Here is a 21389-nt window from a genome sequence, read left to right as displayed (position 1 = left end):
CTTCCCGGTGTCAGAAGAACGCATCAGGGACGAAGGGGCTGCGCGGTGACGGATGATTCCCACCGTTTCACCGGCATGTACGACGAATGCCGACAACGGGTGTGGGCCTACGCGGTCAGTCGCGCGGGCCGGCAGGTGGCCGACGAGGTGGTGAGCGAGACGTTCGCCATCGCCTGGCGGCGGCTGGACGACGTGCCGGAGCCGCCGCTGCCGTGGCTGCTCGGCGTGGCGCGCAACCTCCTGCGCGACGACGCCCGCTCGCAGGCGCGCAGGGACGCGCTGGCCGCCGAGCTGAGCTCGTGGACCGAGGACGGCCGCCCGGACGTGGCCGAGCAGGTGACCGAGCGCATGGGCGTGCTGCGGGCGCTGGCCGAGCTGCACGAGGACGACCGGGAGGTGCTCATGCTGGTCGCCTGGCACGGGTTGTCGCCCAAGGAGGGCGCCCGGGTCGTCGGCTGCTCGTCGGCGGCCTTCCGCGTCCGGCTGCACCGGGCCCGCAAGCGGCTCACGCGCGCCATGGAGTCCGCCGAACCGTCCCGTCCCTATGTGCGCAACCTCAGCGAGGAGTGGTCATGAACCCGATGGACGAACTCCGGGCCGCGCGGCCCGCGCACCTCGGCGACCGGCCGGTGGACGAGCACACCAGGGCCGCCGAGCTCGCGCACGCCATGTCCGGGCCGCGCGGGTCCCGGCGCCGGCGCACGGCCGTACGGCCGGTGTGGGGGCTCGCGGCCCTGGCGGCGGGGGCGACCGCGGTGGCCGTCGTGGTGGCGGGGAACGCGGCTCCGACGCCCGGGAAGCAGGCTCCGCTGGCCGGGCAGAGCGCGTCGGCGACGCCGCGCAAGGTCACGCTGTCGGCCAGGGAGGTGCTGCTGGCCGCCGCGGAGAAGGCCGACCGGCAGCCCGACCGTACCGGCGACTGGTGGTACACCGTGACGGTGAGCAGGCACGCCTACCCCGCCGTCAAGGGCGGGTACCTGGTGCTGGACCGGCAGCGCGACGAGGAGTGGACGCCGCGCGCGACCGGCGGCGAGCAGTGGAGCCGCACCCGCCGGCTCGGCGCGCTGCCCGCGAGCGAGGCCGACCGGCTGGCCTGGGAGCAGGCGGGCTCGCCCGCCGGGATCGAGGTGGTCGTGCCGATGAAGAAGGTGGCCCCGCTGACCCTGCGGACCTCCCCGGACAAGGCCACGACCTCGCACAGCCCCCTGGTCGACGGCGACAAGGTGTTCTGGCTCGGCCGCAACGTCACGATGAAGGACCTGCGCGGCCTGCCGGACGAGCCGGCGAAGCTGAAGAAGTGGCTGCTCGACTCCTACGACGGGCATTCCACCGAGTCGTCCAGCGTGGAGATGTCCGCCGACACCTGGCTGTTCACGGTCAGCGTCGGGCTGATCGTCTCCATGCCGGTGACGCCGCAGGTGCGCGGCGCCGCCTTCCGCATGCTGGCCGGGCTCGACTCCGTCAAGGTCATCGAGAACGTCACCGACGCCGAGGGGCGTACCGGCACGGCCGCGGCCATCCAGCAGAGCGACGAGCGCACCGGCGTGCGGGAGAGCCGCCTGATCTTCGACGAGGCCACCGGGCGGGCGCTGGGCACCGAGAGCGTCGTGGTCGAGCCGCGCGGCCTGTGGAAGAGCTTCGAACCGGGCACGGTGTCGAGCTCCGAGGCCGTGCTGGAGGCCGGCTGGACGGACGCCGGCCCCAAGCGCTGAGCCCTGCGGCGGTCCGCGCCGTCAGTCGCGCAGCAGGTGCAGGCGGAAGCGGGTCCCGGCCGGCTCGGCACGCACCTGGAGCAGGTCGCAGAGCTGGCGCACCACCCACAGGCCGTGCCCGCGCAGGGCGGTCGGGGCGGGCGGCAGGTAACCGGGCAGGACGGCCGTCAGCTTGCCCGGGTCGGTCACGTCGCACACGACGGCGTTCCCGTCGGTCCAGATCGCGAGGTCGCCGTGCCCGCCGCCGTGCTCGACGGCGTTGGCGGCGACCTCGTTGACGGTCAGCAGCAGGCGGTCGGTCAGGGCGCGGGACAGGCCGAGTCGTTCGGCGGTCGCCCGCACGTGCCGGCGCACGCGGTGCAGGTCGCCGTCGAAGCGCAGGTCGGCGGCCCCGGGCGGCGGAGGCGGCAGCGGGTCGTGGTCGGAGGCGTGGCTGAAGGACTCGGGCTCGACGTAGTCGGTGCTGGCACGGGGGCCGTCACCGGTCAGCAGCCCCGGATGGGTCCGGCGGGCGCCGCCGACGACCCGGTCCGGGACCGCGCGCGCGTCGAAGGCGCAGACCATCCAGGCCGCGCGGGCGGCGAACGCGGCGTTGAGCACCGACTCGTACCGGGTCCACTCGGCCTCCTCGACCGGGGTGCGGCCGTGCCAGACGGGCTCGCCGATCACCCTGACGCGGGGATGGGCGTCGAGGTAGCGGCCGTAGGCGGCCAGGGTGCGGCCCGGGGCGTCGTACCAGCCGCCGGCCTCGACGAACTCGACCTCGCCCGCGTCGCCGCCGAGGGCCCGCGCGAGCAGGCCGATGTTGGCGGCCGTGGTCACCACGAGCACCCTGTCCCGCGCGGCCAGCCCGTCGCGGCAGAAGGGCACGGCCGCGGCCAGGAAGCCGGCGTCGGTGGAGTAGACGAGCGCCTGGTGGACCAGCGGATGCTCGTCCGGCTGGCCGGCGACGGCGATCATGTGCGCCCCGTTTTCTCCGCGACGGCGAGCTGCTGCCCGGCCACGATCGGTTGGAGGGGTCGGGCCGTTCTCAACGGTATATCTCCCGGGTGCGCGCATACAGGGTGTATGTCGGCACACCACGGTCACCATAGCCAATGGAGCGCGGACCCGGACCGGGCTTGCCAAGATCTTCGGGGGCGGGGGCCGTACTAAATTGGTTGCAGGGGGTATGTCGTGTCTGGCCAGATAGATCGTGTTCATGAAGGCGGCCGGGAGGAGGCGACATGGCGTACAACGAGGTGAGCGGGACCAGGCATCCGCTGCGGATGTGGGCGGAGCCGGAGACGGTGGAACCGCAGGCGATGCAGCAGTTGCGGAACGTGGCCAACCTGCCGTGGGTCCATGGCGTCGCCGTCATGCCCGACGTGCACCACGGCAAGGGGGCGACGGTCGGGTCGGTCATCGCGATGAAGGACGCGGTGTCGCCGGCGGCCGTCGGGGTGGACATCGGCTGCGGGATGACGGCCGTGAAGACGTCGTACAAGGCCTCGCAGCTTCCCGACAACCTGGCCTACCTGCGGGGGAAGCTGGAGCAGGCGGTCCCCGTCGGCTTCCAGCACCACAAGCGGCCCGTCGATCCCGGCAAGGTGCACGGGATGCGGACGGCCGGGTGGGCGGAGTTCTGGCGCGAGTTCGACGACCTGGCCCCGGCCGTCCACGCCCGCCGCGAGCGGGCCGAGGCGCAGATGGGCACGCTCGGCGGCGGCAACCACTTCCTGGAGGTGTGCGCCGACGACGAGGGCTGGGTGTGGGTGGTCCTGCACTCGGGGTCGCGCAACATCGGCAAGGAACTGGCCGAGCACCACATCGGGGTGGCCCGCCGCCTCTCCCACAACCAGGGCCTGGTGGACCGGGACCTGGCGGTGTTCCTCGGCCACACCCCGGAGATGGACGCCTACCGCCGCGACCTGTACTGGGCCCAGGACTACGCGCGCCGCAACCGGGCGCTGATGATGGGCCTGGTCTGCGACGTCCTGCGCCGTCACCTGCCGGGCATCGGCTTCGACCAGCCCATCTCCTGCCACCACAACTACGTGGCCGAGGAGCGCTACGACGGGGTGGACGTGCTCGTCACCCGTAAGGGGGCGATCCGGGCGGGCAGCGGGGACCTGGGCATCATCCCGGGCTCGATGGCCACCGGCACGTACATCGTGAAGGGGCTGGGGAACCCGCGGGCGTTCAACTCGGCCTCGCACGGGGCCGGCCGGAAGATGAGCAGGACCAAGGCCAAGAAGACGTTCACGGTCAAGGACCTGGAGGAGCAGACGTTCGGGGTCGAATGCCGCAAGGATCCCGGGGTGATCGACGAGATCCCGGGGGCGTACAAGGACCTGGAGTCGGTGATGGCCGCGCAGCGGGACCTGGTGGAGGTCGTGGCGCACCTGCGGCAGCTCATCTCCATCAAGGGCTGAGGCCCGCACGGCCCTGAGACGGGTCGTGCGGGTGCGCGGTCACGCGGGACGGCTCAGGGGTGCGGGGCCGTCCCGGCGCGCTCCGCGGCGCTGCGCAGGACGCAGAACTCGTTGCCCTCGGGGTCGGCGAGCACCGCCCAGCCGGTGCCGTCCGGCTCGCGCAGGTCGGCGATCAGGGTGGCGCCCCGGCGCACCAGGCGCTCGACCTCCTCGTCGCGCGTGGAGTCGGGACGCAGGCACAGATGCAGCCGGTTCTTGGCCGCCTTCGGCTCCGGCACCTTGTTGAAGTGCAGGATCGGGCCCTCCTTCAGCATCACCCGCGTCTCCTCGTCACCCGGACGGTCCTCCGGGTGGACGGGACAGCCGGTCACCTCGCTCCAGAACCGGGCGAGCTCGTACGGATCCGCGCAGTCGATCGCGACATTCTGCAATACCGACACCATGGTGGGATCCTCCCCCAAAGCAGGGCGCATGTCGCAGGAGACCCGCTCGGTCTCGGCGCCGCTGTGGCGGAGATCACGCGGCTCGCCGCGGCGCTGGGATGACCCCGCCGCACCTGCGCGGTCGCCCCCGGGACGAGCCGGAGGGCCGTGGATTACGGGGGAGCCGAAATCGCATTTGTGTGTTGTTCGCCTGCTGTTCGCTTTCTTGATCACTCGCTGCGCGAAGCTGACGGGCGTTCAAGAGCGACAGTAAGGATGAACATGCGCACGATCACCAAGACGCTCTTCGCCGCGGGCGTGCTCGCCTGCGGTCTGGCCGCCGCCCTGCCCGCACAGGCCGCCGTCGCCGCCGTGGACCCGGCCGGCGTGTGCGGGTCCGGGTTCCGCGTCATCGACTCGCACCCGTTCAAGTCCGGCAGCACGGCGCTGGGCACGATCTACCTGTCCTACAACTCCGGCACCGGCAAGAACTGCGTGGTGACGGTCAACAAGACGCCGTACACGCGGTGGATGCGGGCGACGCTGAGCGTGCAGGGCGGCGCGACCAAGACCGACGCCGGTGAGTTCAAGTCGTACGCCGGGCCGGTGATCCTGTCGGCCGTGGACACCTGCGTCAAGTGGGGCGGCGCCTGGGACGAGTCGCCGTACGTGTGGACCAGCGGCTGGAGCCACTGCGGCTGATCCCCGTCAGGACGTCCGGGCCTCGCTCCCGGGGCTCGGGCACCGCGGGACGCGTCAGGCGCTCCAGGCGGCGGTGCGGTCGAGGCGTTCGCGCCACAACTTCTCGCCGCCCCCGCCCGGCTCCCACCGGCCGCAGAACTCCAGCAGGTCGCGGCAGCGCGCCACCATCGACGCCTGCCGCTCGGCCCAGGACGGCACCGGGCCGCCGTAGGCGTCGAAGAAGCGCGGCAGCAGGGGGACGTGCTCGGGGTGGTGGCTGCGGACGATCCACTCGCACCAGGCGAGGTCCTCCACCGGCCGGCCCGGATGGGCCCACTCCCAGTCGAGGATCGCGGTGGTCTCGAACGTGGCGGGGTCGAACAGCAGGTTCTGGGGCCCGTAGTCGCCGTGCACGATGCCGAGGCGGTGGATGCGGGCCAGGACCCGGCCGCACTCGGCCAGCACCTCGGCGGCGCGGCCCTCGTCCAGCAGGTCCTGGCCGTGGGCGCCGGCCACGAAGCGGGTGGTCAGGCTGGTGGCGGTGATCTGGTGCACGCGCGGCACCGGCAGCCGGCCGCGCAGCCGGCGCAGGTATCTGCTCTCCGTGCCCAGCCTGAAGGCGGCCTCCGGGCCCTGGTAACACTTGACGACCAGAGCGCCGTCGCCGACCGTGCTGTTGGTGTACCCGTGCTCCACAGCCAACGATTCTGACGCACCGGCCCCCGTTCCGGGCGGCGCGGCGCGCTATCGGGACCGGGCCCGATACACGATGTAAGGGCGGAACAAATAGGTGATCGGCGCCGAAAGGGCGTGCACGAGGCGGCTGAACGGGAAAAGCACGAACAACGCCATCCCGATCACGGTGTGCACCTTGTAAAGGATGCTCGCGTGCCCCATCGCGGTGGCGTCCGGGTTGAGCACGAAGACGCCGCGGAACCAGGGGGCGACCGTCGTCCGGTAGCTCACCTCGCTCGGCACGAAGCCTGCCACCGTCGTCACCACGCCCGCGACGATCGACGCGGCGAGCACGACGTACATGGTCTTGTCGTTCTTCGTCGTGGCCAGGAAGACGGGCCCGTTCGTGCGGCGGCGGTAGACCAGCAGGGCCAGCGCCACCAGCGTGGCCAGCCCGGCCAGGCCGCCCCAGATCAGGGCGTTGGCGTGGTACGCCTCGTTCGACACGCCGATCGCGTCCGTCCAGGAGAGCGGGACGAGCAGGCCGGTCACGTGCCCGATGATCACGAAGATCAGGCCGTAGTGGAACACCGGGCTGGCCACGCGCAGCAGCGGGCTCTCGTAGAGCTGGGACGACCGGGTGGTCCAGCCGAACTTGTCGTACCGGTACCGCCAGATCAGGCCGCCGATGAAGATCACCAGGGTGACGTACGGCGCGACCACCCACAACATGCTCTCGCCCCAGCTCACCGGTACCCTCCCACGGTCTCGGCGGGCGGCCCTCCGGCGGCCAGGCGGTGCGCCGCGGCGCGTTCGGCGGCCGTGGGCGACGGCAGGGCCGCGCACACCACCCCGATCACCTCCGCGTACGGCGAGCCCAGCTCGGTCAGGGCGGACAGCAGCAGATCGAGGCCGACGCGGTGCTCCCGCAGCAGCGCCGCCCCGGACGGGTCGAGCGCCGCGAACTCCAGCACGACCGGCAGGAAGTCGGGCAGCTCGTCGTCCATCAGCTCCCAGCCGGCCACGCGGTAACGCTGCTTGAGCGCGGCCAGGGACGCCCCGCGGCGGCGGGTGTCGCCGTCGGTGTAGTAGGTCAGGTAGAGGCAGCAGTGCCGGTGCAGGTCGAACGTGTCGACGTAGTGCGCGGCCAGGTCGCCCGCGTCCATGTCAGCGATCCGCGCCAGGAACGCCGCGAAGTGCGGCTCGGCGGCCTCCCTGATCAGCGGCAGGCGGCGGTGGAAACGTTCGTCGGGGTAGGCGAGCAGGTGCGCGGCGGCCTGCCAGATCACGGCCTTGTTCATGATTTTCCCTTTTTCGGCGGGAAGAGTCCTGCGGGGATGCCCCGGCCGTCCCAGTTGAGGAGGTTCACCCGGTCGTGGGTGATCTCGTCGCTGGTCTGGCGGTCCCTGAGGCCGTGGAAGGACTCGACGGAGACCGGCAGCGGCTTGCCCGACGCCTCCCCGAAGGGGGCCTGCATGCCGGGGCCGCCGTAGTAGTCGAGGCTGCAGCCGGCCTCCTCGACCACGCCGGGCACGTTGCCGTACGCGGTCGGGATCACGTACCGCTCCTCGTACTTGGCCAGGGCCAGCAGGCGGTACATGGACCTGATGTCGTCCTCGGTCAGGCCGGTGTCCGGCAGGACCGGCTCCTGCCCCAGGTTGACGCCTCGCATGTACGAGCGCATCGCGGCCAGACGGCGCAGCGCGGCCGTCACCGGGACGGGATCGCCCGCGGTGAACAGCTCGGCCAGGTACTCCACGGGGATGCGCAGCGACTCGATGGCGGCGAACAGGTTGTCCGCGTCCTCGCCGTCGTGCCCGGTGTTCGCCAGGGCGTCCACGACGGGGGAGAGCGGCGGGACGTACCAGACCATCGGCAACGTCCGGTACTCCGGGTGCAGGGGGAGCGCTATGCGATATTTCATGATCAGGTCGTAGACCGGGGACCTGCGGGCCGCCTCGATCCAGTCGGCGGGCAGCCCCGACGCGGCCACCGCCGGGTCGTCGGGGTCGACGAAGACGCCGAGCTGGGCCTCGTACAGGTCCCGCTCGTCCGCCACCGAGGCGGCCTGGCTCACCCGGTCGGCGTCGTAGAGCAGCACCCCGAGGTAGCGCAGGCGGCCCACGCAGGTCTCCGAGCACACCGTCGGCAGCCCCACCTCGACCCGCGGGTAGCAGAACGTGCACTTCTCGGCCTTGCCGGTCCGGTGGTTGAAGTACACCTTCTTGTACGGGCACCCCGTCACGCACATCCGCCAGCCCCGGCAACTGTCCTGGTCCACCAGGACGATCCCGTCCTCGGCCCGCTTGTACATGGCCCCCGACGGGCAGGAGGCCACGCAGGACGGGTTCAGGCAGTGCTCGCAGATGCGCGGCAGGTAGAACATGTACGCCTGCTCGAACTCCAGCCTGACCTGCTCCGACAGCTTCCCCAGCACCGGGTCGGGGGACGGGTCGCCGCCCAGGTTGTCGTCCCAGTTCGCGCTCCAGCGGATCTTCATGGGCTCGTTGCTGATCAGCGACCGCGGCGGCGCCACCGGGACGTCGTCGGACAGCGGGGCCCGGGTCAGGTTCTCGTAGTCGTAGGTCCAGGGCTCGTAGTAGTCCTGGATGGAGGGCATGAGCGGGTTGGCGAAGATGTTGGCCAGCTTGCGGAACCGGCCTCCGGCGCGGAGTGTCAGCCGGCCCCTGCGGTCGAGCTTCCAGCCGCCCCGCCAGCGTTCCTGGTCCTCGTACCGGCGGGGGTAGCCCTGGCCGGGGCGGGTCTCGACGTTGTTGAACCAGACGTACTCGACGCCGGGACGGTTGGTCCAGGTCTGTTTGCAGGTGACGGAACAGGTGTGACAGCCGATGCACTTGTCCAGGTTCATCACCATGGCGATCTGAGCCATGATCTTCATCAGTAGCGCACCTCCTGCGACCTGCGGCGAATGGTGGTGACCTCGTCCCGCTGGTTGCCCGTGGGGCCGAGGTAGTTGAAGGCGTACGAGAGCTGGGCGTAGCCGCCGATCATGTGCGTGGGCTTGATCAGCACCCTGGTCAGCGCGTTGTGGATGCCGCCGCGGCGGCCGGTCTCCTCCGTCTTCGGCACGTCGATCAGGCGGTCCTGGGCGTGGAACATGTAGACCGTGCCCTGCGGCATGCGGTGGGACACGATGGCCCTGGCCACCACGACGCCGTTGCGGTTGACCGCCTCGATCCAGTCGTTGTCGGCGATGCCGAGCCGGGTCGCGTCCTCGGTGGACATCCAGATGGTCGGGCCGCCGCGCGACAGCGACAACATGAGCAGGTTGTCCTGGTACTCGGAGTGGATCGACCACTTGGAGTGCGGGGTCAGGTAGCGCAGGGTGGCGCTCTCGCCGAAGAGCTCGGCCATGTCCAGCGGCGGGCGGTAGACCGGCAGGGCCTCGCCGTACTCGTGCATCCAGTCGTGGTCGAGGAAGAAGTGCATGCGGCCGGTGAGCGTGTGCCAGGGCTTGCCGTTCTCGACGTTGATCGTGAACGGCGAGTAGCGGCGGTCGTGCGCCTCCTTGCCCGACCACTCGGGGCTGGCCGCGACGTGCGTGGGCCGGGCCTGGGTGTCGGCGAAGACGATGCGGTGGCCCTCGTCGATCAGGTCGTCGAAGCTGCGGCCGGTGCGCCGGGCGAGCTGGCGGAAGCCCTGGGCGGCCAGCCTGCCGTTGCTCACCCCGGACAGCGCGAGGATCGTCTCGCACGCCTTGGCGTCGGTGTCCAGCTCGGGGCGGCCCTTGGCCACGCCGCGCGGCACCAGGCCGCAGCGCTGGCCGAGCCAGGCGACCTCCTCGTCCGGCATGAAGGTCACGCCCTTGACCTGGAGGCCGAGCCGCTCGGTGAGCGGGCCGAGCGCGGCCAGCTGCTCCGCGACCGCGCCGTAGTCGCGCTCGACCACCTTCAGCGTCGGCTCCGGCGCGCCGGGCGCGCGCCCGCCCGGCTGCCCGGTCTCGCCCGGCGTGTCGTGCTGGTACGGGACCACCACGACGTCCTTGCGCACCCCCAGCCGCTCCTTGGCCAGCGCGCTGAAGGCCCTGGCGATGGCGTGGAAGGCGGCGAAGTCCGTCCTGGTCTCCCAGGGCGGCGAGATGGCCGGGTTGAACGCGTGCACGAACGGGTGCATGTCCGTCGAGGACAGGTCGTACTTCTCGTACCAGGTGGCGGCGGGCAGCACGATGTCGGAGTAGACCGTCGAGGACGTCATCCGGAAGTCGAGCGTGAGCAGCAGGTCCAGCTTGCCCCTCGGTGCCTCGGGGTCGGGCTGCTCCAGGTTGGACGTGGCGCCGAGCAGGTGGTGCAGGAAGTACTCGTTGCCCTTGGCCGACGAGCCGAGCAGGTTCGACCGCCACAGGGTCAGCACCCGCGGCCAGTTGGCCGGGTCGTCGGGGTCCTCGGCGGCGTGCCGGAGCCTGCCCCGCCGCAGCTCCTCCAGCGTGTACGCCACAGGGTCCTCGTGCTCGCCCAGCTCCAGCGGGTTGCGGTCGAAGGCGGGCGACATGGGCATCCAGCCGTTGCGCACGGCCTCGGCCACCAGGTCGGCCGTGTGCCTGCCGCGGAACGCGCCGGGCCCGAGCGGCGAGGTCAGCGCGCCCGCGTCGAACCGGTCGTAACGCCACTGGTCGGTGTGCAGGTACCAGTACGGCGTGCCGGGCGCCTGCCGCGGCGGGCGCGACCAGTCGAGCGCGCCGGCCAGCACCGCCCAGCCGCTCTGCGGACGGCACTTCTCCTGGCCGACGTAATGGGCCCAGCCGCCGCCGTTGCGCCCCTGGCAGCCGGTCAGCAGCAGCAGCGACAGAAAAGCCCGGTAGATGGTGTCGCCGTGGAACCACTGGGTGGCGCCCGCGCCCATGATGATCATGCATCGGCCGCGGGTGGTCTCGGCCGTCCTGGCGAACTCACGGGTGATCTTGACCACCCGCTCGGCCGGGACGCCGGTGACCGGCTCCTGCCAGCCCGGCGTGTACGGCTCGGCCGCGTCGTCGTACCCGCCGGGCCAGATCCCCGGCAGGCCGGGCCTGGGGACGCCGTACTGGGCGAGCAGCAGGTCGAACACCGTGGTCACCAGCCGTCCGCCGACGCGGGCGACCGGCACGCCGCGGCGCAGGGAGCCCTCGCCGTCGAAGCGCGGCAGCAGGAGCTGGGCCGACTCGCCGCCGTACAGGGTGAGCTTCGGGTCGACGTCCAGGTCGAGGTTCCAGCGGCCCTCGCCCGAGTCGGTCCAGCGGAAGCCGACCGAGCCGTTCGGGACCACCGGCTCGCCGGACCCGGCCATGAGCACGGTCTTCCACTCGGCCGCCTCCTCCGCCGAGCCCAGGTCCTTGGCCGTGAGGAACTTGTCCGGCACGTACGCGTCCTCGTGCTCGCGCAGCGTGACCAGGAAGGGCAGGTCGGTGCAGCGCTTGACGTAGTCGGTGAAGTAGGGCACCTCCCGGTCGACGAAGAACTCCTTCAGCAGCACGTGGCCCATGGCCATGGCCAGGGCGCCGTCCGTGCCGGGACGCACGCTCAGGAACTCGTCGGCGAACTTGGCCGCGTCGCTGTAGTCGGGCGAGACCACCACGACCTTCTGGCCCCGGTAGCGAGCCTCGGCCATCCAGTGGGCGTCCGGCGTGCGGGTGACCGGGACGTTGGAGCCCCACATCACCAGGTACGCGGCGTCCCACCAGTCGGCCGACTCCGGGACGTCGGTCTGGTCGCCGAACACCTGCGGCGAGGCCACCGGCAGGTCGGCGTACCAGTCGTAGAAGGAGAGCATCGTGCCGCCGATCAGCGACACGAACCGGGAGCCGACGGCGTGCGAGACCATCGACATCGCCGGGATGGGCGAGAACCCCGCGACCCGGTCCGGCCCGTACGCCTGGATGGTGTGCACGTGCGCCGCGGCGATCATCTCGACGGCCAGGTCCCAGGTCACCCGGACGAGCCCGCCCCGGCCGCGCGCCCCCTGGTAGCTCGCCCGCTTCTCCGGATCGGTGGTGACCTCGGCCCAGGCGGCCACCGGGTCGCCCAGCCGCTCCCGCGCCTCCAGGTAGAGCCGGACCAGCACGCCCCGCGCGTACGGGTAGCGGATCCGGGTCGGCGAGTAGGTGTACCAGGAGAAGGCCGCCCCGCGCGGGCAGCCGCGCGGCTCGTACTCCGGCCGGTCGGGACCCACGCCCGGGTAGTCGGTCTCCTGCGTCTCCCAGGTGATGATGCCGTCCTTGACGAACACCTTCCACGAGCACGAACCCGTGCAGTTCACGCCGTGCGTCGAGCGCACCACCTTGTCGTGACTCCACCGGTCCCGGTAGAACGCGTCGCCTTCCGTGCCGCCTTTCAGGTAGAGAGTCCGCAGGTCACCACTGGTGGCCGATCTGCGGAGGAACCGACCGGTCTTCAGCAGGAGATCCTCGGCGCTCATACCCCCACTTCATCACAGAAGGTGACCCTCTGTTACACAGGGTGTATGTCTGCGCTTCGTAAAGGTCAGGTGCGGAACCTGGCGCTGGCCACGGCGGCCTTCGCCGTGACGTTCTGGGCCTGGAACCTCATCGGTCCCCTGTCGGGCAGTTACAGCAGGCAGCTGCACCTGTCCGCGACACAGACCTCGCTGCTGGTCGCGATCCCGGTGCTGGTCGGCTCGCTCGGCCGCATCCCGGTGGGCGTGCTGGCCGACCGGCTCGGCGGGCGGCGCATGTTCGCGGTCATCTGTTTCGTGTCGATCGTGCCCGTCCTGTTCGTGGGCTGGTCCGAGTCGTACGGGTGGCTGCTGTTCTGGGGGTTCCTGCTGGGCATCCCCGGCACGTCGTTCGCCATCGGCATCCCGTTCGTCAACGCCTGGTACGAGCCCACCCGCAGAGGGTTCGCCACCGGCGTGTTCGGCGCCGGCATGGGCGGGACCGCGCTGTCGGCGTTCTTCACCCCCCGCCTGGTGGAGGAGTTCGGCCGGTTCGCGACCCACCTGCTCATGGCCGCGGTGCTCGCCCTGATGGGCGTGATCATGATCGGCGGCAGCCGCGACTCGCCCGCCTGGTCGCCCGCCACCGCCCCGGCCCTGCCCAGGATGCGCGAGGCCACGAAGCTCAGGGCCACCTGGCAGTGCGCCTTCCTGTACGCCGTCACCTTCGGCGGCTTCGTGGCGTTCTCGACGTACCTGCCTACCCTGCTCCAGAACGTCTACCACTTCGCCCAGACGGGCGCCGGGCTGCGGACGGCCGGGTTCTCGATCGCCGCCGTCGCCGCCCGGCCGATCGGCGGCACGTTGTCCGACCGGATCGGGCCGGTCAGGGTGCTGCTCATCTCGCTGGCCGGGACGGTCGTGATGGCGGTCGCGCTGTCGTTCCGGCCGCCCGCCGAGGTGCCCGCCGGAGCCTGCTTCGTGCTCATCGCCTTCTTCCTCGGGCTCGGCACGGGCGGTGTCTTCGCCCTGGTCGCCGAGCTCGTCGAGGCGTCGAAGGTGGGGACGGTGACGGGGCTCGTGGGCGCGGCCGGCGGGCTCGGCGGGTACTTCCCGCCGCTGGTGATGGGGGCCGTCTACGGCGCGTCCGGGTCGTACACCGTGGGCTACCTGCTGCTCGCGCTGACCGCCCTGGTCACGTTGATCTACACCGTGCGCACGTTCCGGCACGTGCCCGATCGTTAGCCAGGCGAAAAACCGTTTGCCGGGCCGGGCGCCGGCTTGTCAACCTTGTCAGACCATGCGCTCCCTTCCTGAGGCCGATCCCGGCCTGCCCGACATCCGCAGCCCGCTCCGCTACCTGTGGTGGAACGCGCGGCGTCAGGCGCGTGCCCTGCTCGCCGGCATCGGCTTCGCCACCCTGTGGTGGCTGGTGCAGGCGCTCGTGCCCGCGGTGCTCGGCAAGGGCATCGACGCGGTCACCGCCAAGGACACCCGGGCGCTGCTGACCTGGGCGTCGATCCTGCTCGGGCTGGGGCTGCTGCAGGCGTTCACCGGGATCATGCGGCACCGGATGGCGGTGTTCAACTGGTTGTCGGCCGCCTACCGCACCGTCCAGCTGACCGCGCGGCAGGCCGCCAGGCTCGGGGCGACGCTGCCCAAGAAGGTCTCGACCGGCGAGGTCGTCAGCGTCGGCAACTCCGACATCGCCCACATCGGCAGCTCCATGGACATCCTGCTGCGCGGCACCGGGTCCGTGGTGGCCATCGTCGCGGTCACCGTGATCCTGCTGACGACCTCGGTCCCGCTCGGGCTGCTCGTGCTGTTCGGCGTGCCGCTCATGGCGCTCGCCGTCTCGCCGCTGCTCAAGCCGCTGCACCGGCGGCAGAAGCGGCAGCGCGAGCTGACCGGCGACCTGTCCACCAGGGCCGCCGACATCGTGGCCGGCCTGCGGGTGCTCCGCGGCATCGGCGGCGAGCAGGTGTTCGCCGGCCGCTACGGCGAGGAGTCCCAGCGCGTGCGGCACGCCGGGGTGGGCGTGGCCCGGGTCGAGTCGCTGCTCGAAGGCGCCCAGATCCTGCTGCCCGGCCTGCTCATCGCGGTCGTCACCGGCATCGGCGCCACGTTCGCGGTCGGCGGCGAGATCAGCACCGGCGACCTCGTCGCGCTCTACGGCTACGCCGCCTTCCTCATCGGCCCGCTGCGCACCTTGACCGAGGCCGCTGACAAGCTCACCAAGGGCCACGTCGCGGCCCGCCGCGTCATCCGCATCCTGGCCATCGAGCCCGAGGTCGCCGGCGGCACCGAGACCAGCGGCGGCGGCGTGCTGCGCGACTGCTACAGCGGCGTCACCCTCCAGCCCGGCATGCTCACCGCCGTCGCGGCCGACGCGCCCGAGGAGGCCGCCGCCATCGCCGACCGCCTCGGCCGGTACGCGCCCGGCGACGTCACCTTCGGCGCCGTCGAGCTGGCCTCGCTGCCCATGGCCGAGATCCGCGCGCGCATCCTGGTCGCCGGCAACGACGCCCGCCTGTTCACCGGCAGGCTCAGGAACGAGCTCGACGTCCGCGACGCGGCCACCGACGAAGACGTGCGCGCCGCCCTGCACGCCGCCTGCGCCGAGGACATCGTCGAGGCGCTGCCCGACGGCCTCGACGCCCAGGTGTCCGAGGCCGGGCGCGAGTTCTCCGGCGGCCAGCAGCAGCGGCTGCGCCTGGCGCGGGCCCTGGTCGCCGACCCCGAGGTGCTCATCCTGGTCGAGCCCACCAGCGCCGTCGACGCCCACAGCGAGGCCCGCATCGCCGAGCGGCTGGCCAAGGCGCGCGCCGGCCGCACCACCATGATCTGCACGACCAGCCCGCTGGTGCTCGACCGGGCCGACCACGTGGTCTACGTGGCCGGCGGCCGGGTGCTGGCCGAGGGGACACACCGGCACCTGCTGGACGCGTCCCCCGAGTACGCCGCGACCGTGACCCGAGGGGAGGGCTGACCGTGGCCCGCGAGATCCTGCCGGTCGCCGACCGGAAACAGGTGCGCGCCTACGCGCGCAGGCTGACGCTGAAGTACCCGCGGCAGCTCACCGTCGCCCTGGCCCTGCACGGCCTGGCCGCCGTCGCCGGGCTCGTCGTGCCGTGGCAGCTCGGCAGCCTGGTCCAGACCGTCCAGGACGGCGGCGAGGTCGACGGGCTGCTCGTGGCCGTCGTCATCGGCGCGTTCCTGTTCCTCCAGGGCCTGCTGGTCCGCTTCGCCGTGCTCGCCTCGGCCAGGCTGGGCGAGAAGGTGCTGGCCGAGCTGCGGGAGGAGTTCGTCGACCGGGTGCTCGGCCTGCCGCTGTCCACGGTCGAGCGGGCAGGCGCCGGCGACCTGATCACCCGTACCTCCCGCGACGTCGACTCGTTGTCCAGGACCGTCCGGCACGCCGTGCCGGAGACGCTCATCGCGCTGGTCACGTTCGTGATCACCATGGGCGCGCTGGTGCTGGTCAGCCCGCAGCTCATGCTGCCGATGCTGGTCGCCGGCCCGCTGATCTGGTTCGCCACCCGCTGGTACCTCAAGCGGGCGCGCGACGGCTACCTGCGCGAGAACGCCGCGTACGCCGACATGACCGAGGGCCTGGCCGAGACGGTCGAGGGCGCAAGGGCCGTGGAGGCGCTCGGTCTCCAGGAACGCCGGCGCGCGCGCACCGACGGCGACATCAGCCGCTCCTACGCCGCCGAGCGCTACACCCTGGGCCTGCGGACCCTCTGGTTCCCCGCGGTCGAGCTCGGCTACGTGATCCCGGTGGTCTCCACGCTCCTGGTCGGCGGCCTGTTCTACACCAACGACTGGGTGACGGTCCAGCAGGTCACCGCCGCCCTGGTCTACGCCCAGCAGCTCATCGACCCGCTCGACCGGTTCCTCATGTGGATCGACGAGCTCCAGGTGGGCGGCGCCGCCATGGCCCGGCTGCTCGGCGTGGCCAACGTACCCGACGACCGCGAGCCGTCCGCGGCCCGCCCGGCCGGCGAGCTGCTGCGGGCCGACGACGTCAGGTACGCCTACCGCGAGGGCCGCGACGTGCTGCACGGCGTGTCGCTGACCGTCGAACCGGGCGAGCGGCTGGCCATGGTCGGCCCGTCGGGGGCCGGCAAGTCCACGCTCGGGCGGCTGCTGGCCGGCATCCACGGGCCGCGCACCGGCGAGGTGAGCGTGGGCGGCGTGCCGCTGGTCGACCTGCCGCTCGACGACCTGCGCGGGCACGTCGCGCTGGTCACCCAGGAGCACCACGTCTTCAAGGGCACCGTCCGCGACAACCTGCTGATCGCCCGCCCCGGCGCGGACGACGCGGCGGTGCGCGCGGCGCTGGCCGCCGTCGACGCGCTCGACTGGGTGCGGACGCTGCCCGAGGGGCTGGAGACCGAGGTCGGGTCCGGCGGCGCCGCCGTGCCGCCCGCGCAGGCCCAGCAGCTCGCGCTGGCCCGGCTGGTCCTGGCCGACCCGCACACGCTGGTGCTCGACGAGGCCACCTCGCTGATCGACCCGCGGGCCGCGCGCCACCTGGAACGCTCGCTGGCCGCCGTCCTGGAGGGCCGTACGGTGATCGCCATCGCCCACCGGCTCTACACCGCGCACGACGCCGACCGGGTGGCCGTCGTGGAGGACGGCCGGATCACCGAGCTGGGCCCGCACGAGGAGCTGGTCGCCGAGGGCGGCTCGTACGCGGCCCTGTGGGCGAGCTGGCACGGCACCCCCGCCGCCACCCCCTAGGCCACGGGCTCCCAGACCGGCCCTTCGGCCGTGTCCCGCGCGCGGCCGAAGACCACGTCGGCGAAGTGGATGCCGAAGCCGATCGTGTCCGGCCGCAGCAGCTCCTCGACCAGCCGCCGCCGGTGCACGGTCGACTCCACGCGGTCCAGGTCGGAGCCGGCCGGCCACTCGGGACGGCGCACCTGCACGGGGGAGTGCAGGGCGTCGCCGAAGGCCAGCAGCCGCTGTCCGCCCGAGGTGATCGTGTAGGCGGTGTGCCCGGCGGTGTGGCCGGGCGCGAACGTGGCCCGCACGCCGGGGAAGATCTCCTCGCCGTCGCCGAACGTCCTGACCCGGGGGGCCATGGTCGTCAGGGCCTCCGCCGGCGTGCCGAAGTCGAGCGTCCGGTGGCGCTCGGTCCATTCGGGCTCGGCGAACAGGTACTCGGCGGCCGGGAACGCGGGCCCGCCGGCGGCCGGGTGCCAGGCCCAGCCGATGTGGTCGATGTGCAGGTGGGTGAAGGCCACCGCCTCGACGTCCTCGGGACGGCGGCCCAGCCGGGCGAGGTTGTCCAGCAGGTCGCCGCCGCGCAGCTCGCCGATCAGCGGGTCGGCCGGGTCGTCCGGCTGGTGCACCGGGCCCACGCCCGCGTCGATCAGCAGGGCCCGCTCGCCCGCCTCCACCAGCAGGCCGCCGATGCCGGCCACGAGGTTGCCGGTCTCGTCCAGGTGGTCGGCGTTCTCGGCCCAGTCGCGCTCGGTCGTGCCCGGCAGCCAGCCGTACGGCTTGAGCCGCACGCTCCCGTCGGGCACGAACGTGACCTTGAGATCGCCGACCCGCAACGACCGGAGGGTGGACGGGCGGCGCAGACGAAGGCTCTCAGAAGTGCTCATGGCAGAAACTTATAGCTAGAACCTTTCAAGTTGCAAACATCCAAGCTTGAGGTAGTTTTGCGGTATGACAACGTCCGAAGCCGAAGCGCGGGCCGCGGCCGAGCGGAACCTCTGCGGCCTGGTGGGCGCGCTCGCCAGGCAGATCGAGGGGCACGTCAGGGAACGCGCGGCCGCGCTCGACCTCACCACCGCCCAGGCGGTGGCGCTGCGCGAGCTGACCGGCCCGATGACCATGAGCGACCTGGCGGGGCGCATGGGGTGCGAGCCCTCCAACGCCACGTTCGTCATCGACCGGCTGGAGCAGCAGGGGGTGGTGGAGCGCCGCCCCCATCCCAGCGACCGCCGGGCCAAGCTGCTGGTGCTCACCCAGGAGGGCGCCGGCCTGCGGGAGCGCCTGCTGGGCCTGCTGACCGAGGGCTCGCCGCTGGCCGCGCTCACGCCCGACGAGCAGTCCGTGCTGCAGGAGCTGCTGGAGCGGGCGGCGCCGCGGTAGCGCCTGCCGGGGTTGCGATGATCGTCCGGCGCTGTCAGCATCGTCGGAGTGAGCACCTGGCAGCGCGCCTGGGAAGGCGTGCTCGGACTCCTCGCCCTGCTGGGCCTGGCACTCGTCCTGATCACTACGGTCAGTGACCGCCTGCTCGACATCCTCGCCCACGCCGGGCAGCTCGGCCTGATCGTCATGGGGTTCGGCCTGTCGCTGCGCACCGGCACGCCCAATCTCGCCGTGGGCGCGGTGGCGGCCGCGAGCGCCGCCTTCGTGGCGTCCACGGCGGGCGCCGGGGTGCCGCTGCCGCTGGCGATGCTGCTCGCGCTCGTGCTCGCCGGGCTCCTGGGGGCCGCCATGAGCGCGTTCACGATGCTGCTGACGGCCCCGGCCTGGGCCGTCACGCTCGGGGCCGCCGTCGTGTGCGAGGCCGTGGCCGTCGCGCTGCTCGGCGACGGGACGATCCCGCTGGAGACCGCCGCGCTCTATCCCGGCCCGCTCGGGTTCGCCGTGTTCGCGGTCGTCTCGATCGCCGGCGGCCTGCTGTGGAACCGGCAGGAGGTGCGCAAGGAACTCGGCGCCGGATGGCCCGGCGCGGTGCTCGGCCTCGCCGGGTCGAGCATGCTCGCCGCCGCGGGCGGCATCGCGCTGCTCCTGCGCCTCGGGGCGGCGCCCCCGGGCGACCAGGGGCTCTACAGCACCGTGTTCGCGCTCGCCGCCGTCCTGCTGGGCGGCACCAGCCCGTACGGCGAGCGCGCCGGCGTGACGGGCACCGTGCTCGGCGTGCTGATCCTGGCCGTGGCGCAGGGCCTGCTCGCCTACCTCGGCGCCCCTCTGTGGGTGTTCCTGCTGGTCATGGGGCTGGTCGTGCTGATCGGCCTGGGGGCGTCGAGACTGCTCGACGCCCTGCGGACCACCTAGCCCAGCGACTTCTTCAGGAAGTCGACCTGGAGCAGGAGCAGGTTCTCGGCCACGACCTCCTGGGGCGTCATGTGCGTCACGCCCGACAGCGGCAGCACGCTGTGCTGGCGGCCGGCCGCCAGCAGCGCCGAGGACAGGCGCAGCGTGTGGGCGGCCACCACGTTGTCGTCGGCCAGGCCGTGGACGAGGAGCAGCGGGCGTTCGAGCTTGGGCGCGTCGGCGAACAGCGAGGAGTTGTCGTAGACCTCGGGCTGCTCGTCGGGGTGGCCCAGGTAGCGCTCGGTGTAGCAGGTGTCGTACAGCCGCCAGTCGGTCACCGGCGCGCCGGCCACCGCCGCGTGGAAGACGTCGGGACGCCGCAGCACGGCGAGCGCGGCCAGGAAGCCGCCGAACGACCAGCCGCGGATGGCCACCCTCGACAGGTCGAGGTCGTCGGGGTACTGCTCGGCCACGCCCTGCAGGGCGTCGATCTGGTCCTCCAGCGCCGGGGTCGCCAGGTCGCCCAGCACCGCCCGCTCGAACGCCGGACCGCGGCCCGGCGTGCCGCGGCCGTCGGCCACGATCACGGCGAAGCCCTGCTCGGCGAACCACTGGCTCTCCAGGAACGCGCCGCGCCGGTTGAGCACCCGCTGGGCGTGCGGGCCGCCGTACGGGTCCATCAGGACCGGCAGCCGGCCCGAGCCCTGCTCGTACCAGGACGGCAGCACCACGGCCGTGGCCAGCTCCCGGCGGCCCGAACGCCCCAGCGACACCCGCAGGTCGAGCCCCGGACGCTCGGCGTACGACGGGATCGGGACCGCCATGCCGTCGCGCCGCACCACCGTGGTCGAGACGCCCTCGGCGTCGAGGCTCTGCTCCGACAACACGCCGACGCCGCCGGACATCCGCCCCGAGAACACCCCGGAACGGGTCGAGACCGGCAGCAGCGAGTGGCCGTCCCAGGTCCACAGGTGGATGTCGGTCGGGTCGCCGCCGCTGGCGCTGAACAACACGCTGTCGTGGTCGACGTCGAGCACCGACCGGACCTGGAGGGTGGGCGGCGTGACCGCGCGGTCGCCGACGAACAGCCGGTGGCCGCCCTCCGACGTGGCCACCCACACCAGCGAGCCGTCGTCGAGGTGCGCCGGCACGCCGGTCACGATGTCCACCCAGGCCGGGTCGGTGTCCTCGCGGACCAGCGTGGACACGCCGGTCGCCGGGTCGACGGAGAACAGCCGCAGCGTCTTCTGGTCGCGCGTCATCGTCACGATCGACAGCGCGTGGTCGTCCCAGGCGGCCGTCGTGAGGTACTCCTCCTCGAACGGCACCGCCACCCGCGAGCCGTCGAGCCCGAGCACGAACAGCTCGGTGCGGGCGTTGGGCGTGCCGGCCGCAGGGTAACGCTGGGCGACGGCCGGGCGGGACGGGTTGGCCGGGTCGGCGATGTACCAGGTGTCGACCGGCTCCTCGTCGGCCCGCTCGACCAGCAGCGCGTCGCCCGACGGCGACCACCAGTAGCCGCGCATCCGGTCCATCTCCTCGGCGGCGATGAACTCGGCCAGGCCGTAGGTGACGGTCGGTGACTCCGGCGTGGCGAGCACCTCGCCGCGCCCCGAGTCGAGGTCCTGGACGTGCAGGGCGCCGCCGGTGACGTAGGCGACCTGCCGCCCGTCGGGGGACAGCCGGGGGTCGATGACCGCGCCCGGCGTCTCCAGCCTGCGGGTCTCGCCGCTCGCCAGCTCGACGACGTAGAGCGCGCCGGACAGGGCGAAGGCCGCCCTGGTCAGCGCGGCGTCGGCGCCGTAGGCCACCACGCCGCCGGCCGCCTCACGGCTGCGCTCGCGCCGCGCACGCTCCTCCGGCGGCAGGTTCTCGTCGTCGGCGTGGAGGGTGCGGGGATCGACCACCAGGCGTTCGACGTGGGTTTCGGTGTCGAGCTCCCACAGGCAGGTGACCGGGTCGGTGCCGGATCTCGTCCGCAGGAAGACCACTCGTCCGCCGTCGGGGGAGATCGTGAACCCCCTGGGCACTCCCAGGGTGAACCGGCGGGTCCGTGCCGACAGTCGCGGGAAGCTCTCACTCATGGGCTCAATCCT

The 21389-nt window shown here is 72.4% G+C and carries 18 protein-coding genes; 9 read left to right on the top strand and 9 right to left on the bottom strand.

Annotated features, from left to right (window positions below; all coding sequences use genetic code 11):
• Nucleotides 1–45 precede the first annotated feature (45 nt).
• Both ACIBK9_RS24160 and ACIBK9_RS24155 read left to right on the top strand, forming a co-directional pair.
• A complete protein-coding gene (locus tag ACIBK9_RS24160; RefSeq protein ID WP_352352915.1) occupies nucleotides 46–576 on the top strand; it encodes an RNA polymerase sigma factor in 531 nt (176 codons plus the stop codon).
• Nucleotides 573–1712 (top strand): CU044_5270 family protein, encoded by a 1140-nt coding sequence (locus ACIBK9_RS24155; protein WP_397161251.1) that lies wholly within the window; start codon nucleotides 573–575, stop codon nucleotides 1710–1712. Before ACIBK9_RS24160 ends, ACIBK9_RS24155 begins: the two co-directional genes overlap by 4 nt.
• 21 nt (nucleotides 1713–1733) lie before the next feature.
• Here ACIBK9_RS24155 and ACIBK9_RS24150 read toward each other — a convergent pair whose 3' ends face one another.
• Nucleotides 1734–2672, bottom strand: a complete 939-nt coding sequence (locus ACIBK9_RS24150) for an anti-sigma factor RsbA family regulatory protein (RefSeq protein ID WP_397161249.1) — start codon at nucleotides 2670–2672, stop codon at nucleotides 1734–1736.
• A 266-nt stretch (nucleotides 2673–2938) separates the two neighbouring features.
• On the opposite strand from ACIBK9_RS24150, the gene ACIBK9_RS24145 reads away from it, so the two are divergent.
• The gene (locus tag ACIBK9_RS24145; RefSeq protein WP_358294426.1) at nucleotides 2939–4126 is read left to right on the top strand and encodes an RtcB family protein; all 1188 of its coding nucleotides are present in this window, start codon (nucleotides 2939–2941) and stop codon (nucleotides 4124–4126) included.
• Between the two features lie 53 nt (nucleotides 4127–4179).
• Here the strand turns inward: ACIBK9_RS24145 and ACIBK9_RS24140 are convergent, their stop codons facing one another.
• Nucleotides 4180–4569 (bottom strand): VOC family protein, encoded by a 390-nt coding sequence (locus tag ACIBK9_RS24140; RefSeq protein ID WP_358294425.1) that lies wholly within the window; start codon nucleotides 4567–4569, stop codon nucleotides 4180–4182.
• 261 nt (nucleotides 4570–4830) lie between these two features.
• Between ACIBK9_RS24140 and ACIBK9_RS24135 the strand changes: the two genes are divergently transcribed.
• Nucleotides 4831–5250 carry a spore-associated protein A gene (locus ACIBK9_RS24135; protein ID WP_358294424.1) on the top strand — a complete coding sequence of 140 codons (420 nt, stop codon included), beginning with the start codon at nucleotides 4831–4833 and terminating at the stop codon, nucleotides 5248–5250.
• Nucleotides 5251–5304: 54 nt separating this feature from the next.
• On the opposite strand, the gene ACIBK9_RS24130 is transcribed toward ACIBK9_RS24135, so the two are convergent.
• Genes ACIBK9_RS24130 through ACIBK9_RS24110 form a run of 5 tightly spaced genes read right to left on the bottom strand, consistent with a single transcriptional unit; the run spans nucleotide 5305 to nucleotide 12315 of the window.
• Nucleotides 5305–5925: a phosphotransferase gene (locus ACIBK9_RS24130; RefSeq protein ID WP_358294423.1), complete on the bottom strand. Its 621-nt coding sequence runs from the start codon at nucleotides 5923–5925 to the stop codon at nucleotides 5305–5307.
• A 48-nt stretch (nucleotides 5926–5973) separates the two neighbouring features.
• Nucleotides 5974–6654 (bottom strand): respiratory nitrate reductase subunit gamma, encoded by a 681-nt coding sequence (gene narI / locus ACIBK9_RS24125; protein ID WP_387677196.1) that lies wholly within the window; start codon nucleotides 6652–6654, stop codon nucleotides 5974–5976.
• Nucleotides 6651–7205 carry a nitrate reductase molybdenum cofactor assembly chaperone gene (gene narJ, locus ACIBK9_RS24120; RefSeq protein ID WP_397161246.1) on the bottom strand — a complete coding sequence of 185 codons (555 nt, stop codon included), beginning with the start codon at nucleotides 7203–7205 and terminating at the stop codon, nucleotides 6651–6653. Before narJ ends, narI begins: the two co-directional genes overlap by 4 nt.
• Complete coding sequence (narH, locus tag ACIBK9_RS24115) at nucleotides 7202–8803, bottom strand: nitrate reductase subunit beta (RefSeq protein WP_397161244.1); 1602 nt, start codon at nucleotides 8801–8803, stop codon at nucleotides 7202–7204. The genes narJ and narH overlap by 4 nt, the downstream gene beginning before the upstream one ends.
• The gene (locus ACIBK9_RS24110; protein WP_397161242.1) at nucleotides 8803–12315 is read right to left on the bottom strand and encodes a nitrate reductase subunit alpha; all 3513 of its coding nucleotides are present in this window, start codon (nucleotides 12313–12315) and stop codon (nucleotides 8803–8805) included. Before ACIBK9_RS24110 ends, narH begins: the two co-directional genes overlap by 1 nt.
• A gap of 45 nt (nucleotides 12316–12360) precedes the next feature.
• Between ACIBK9_RS24110 and ACIBK9_RS24105 the strand changes: the two genes are divergently transcribed.
• Genes ACIBK9_RS24105 through ACIBK9_RS24095 form a run of 3 tightly spaced genes read left to right on the top strand, consistent with a single transcriptional unit; the run spans nucleotide 12361 to nucleotide 17037 of the window.
• Entirely contained in the window at nucleotides 12361–13536 is a 1176-nt protein-coding gene (locus tag ACIBK9_RS24105; protein WP_397161240.1) for a nitrate/nitrite transporter, read from the top strand.
• 55 nt (nucleotides 13537–13591) lie between these two features.
• A complete protein-coding gene (locus ACIBK9_RS24100; protein ID WP_358294417.1) occupies nucleotides 13592–15280 on the top strand; it encodes an ABC transporter ATP-binding protein in 1689 nt (562 codons plus the stop codon).
• A gap of 2 nt (nucleotides 15281–15282) precedes the next feature.
• Complete coding sequence (locus ACIBK9_RS24095; protein ID WP_397161237.1) at nucleotides 15283–17037, top strand: ABC transporter ATP-binding protein; 1755 nt, start codon at nucleotides 15283–15285, stop codon at nucleotides 17035–17037.
• On the opposite strand, the gene ACIBK9_RS24090 is transcribed toward ACIBK9_RS24095, so the two are convergent.
• Nucleotides 17034–17909, bottom strand: coding sequence for an MBL fold metallo-hydrolase (locus ACIBK9_RS24090; RefSeq protein ID WP_397161235.1), 876 nt, complete (start codon nucleotides 17907–17909; stop codon nucleotides 17034–17036). The genes ACIBK9_RS24095 and ACIBK9_RS24090 overlap by 4 nt on opposite strands.
• Before the next feature lie 64 nt (nucleotides 17910–17973).
• Here ACIBK9_RS24090 and ACIBK9_RS24085 point away from each other — a divergent pair, with 64 nt between their 5' ends.
• Both ACIBK9_RS24085 and ACIBK9_RS24080 read left to right on the top strand, forming a co-directional pair.
• Nucleotides 17974–18402 carry a MarR family winged helix-turn-helix transcriptional regulator gene (locus tag ACIBK9_RS24085; RefSeq protein WP_397161233.1) on the top strand — a complete coding sequence of 143 codons (429 nt, stop codon included), beginning with the start codon at nucleotides 17974–17976 and terminating at the stop codon, nucleotides 18400–18402.
• Nucleotides 18403–18450: 48 nt separating this feature from the next.
• Complete coding sequence (locus tag ACIBK9_RS24080) at nucleotides 18451–19314, top strand: hypothetical protein (protein WP_397161231.1); 864 nt, start codon at nucleotides 18451–18453, stop codon at nucleotides 19312–19314.
• Here ACIBK9_RS24080 and ACIBK9_RS24075 read toward each other — a convergent pair.
• On the bottom strand, nucleotides 19311–21377 hold the full coding sequence (locus ACIBK9_RS24075) for a DPP IV N-terminal domain-containing protein (protein WP_397161229.1): 2067 nt from the start codon (nucleotides 21375–21377) through the stop codon (nucleotides 19311–19313). The two genes, ACIBK9_RS24080 and ACIBK9_RS24075, sit on opposite strands and share 4 nt — an antisense overlap.
• Between the last annotated feature and the right edge of the window lie 12 nt (nucleotides 21378–21389).

The organism is Nonomuraea sp. NPDC050227 (genome assembly GCF_044459705.1).
Classification (GTDB): Bacteria; Actinomycetota; Actinomycetes; order Streptosporangiales; family Streptosporangiaceae; genus Nonomuraea.
Note: the sequence above shows the minus strand (reverse complement) of the source record. Positions and strands in the feature narration are given on the sequence as shown.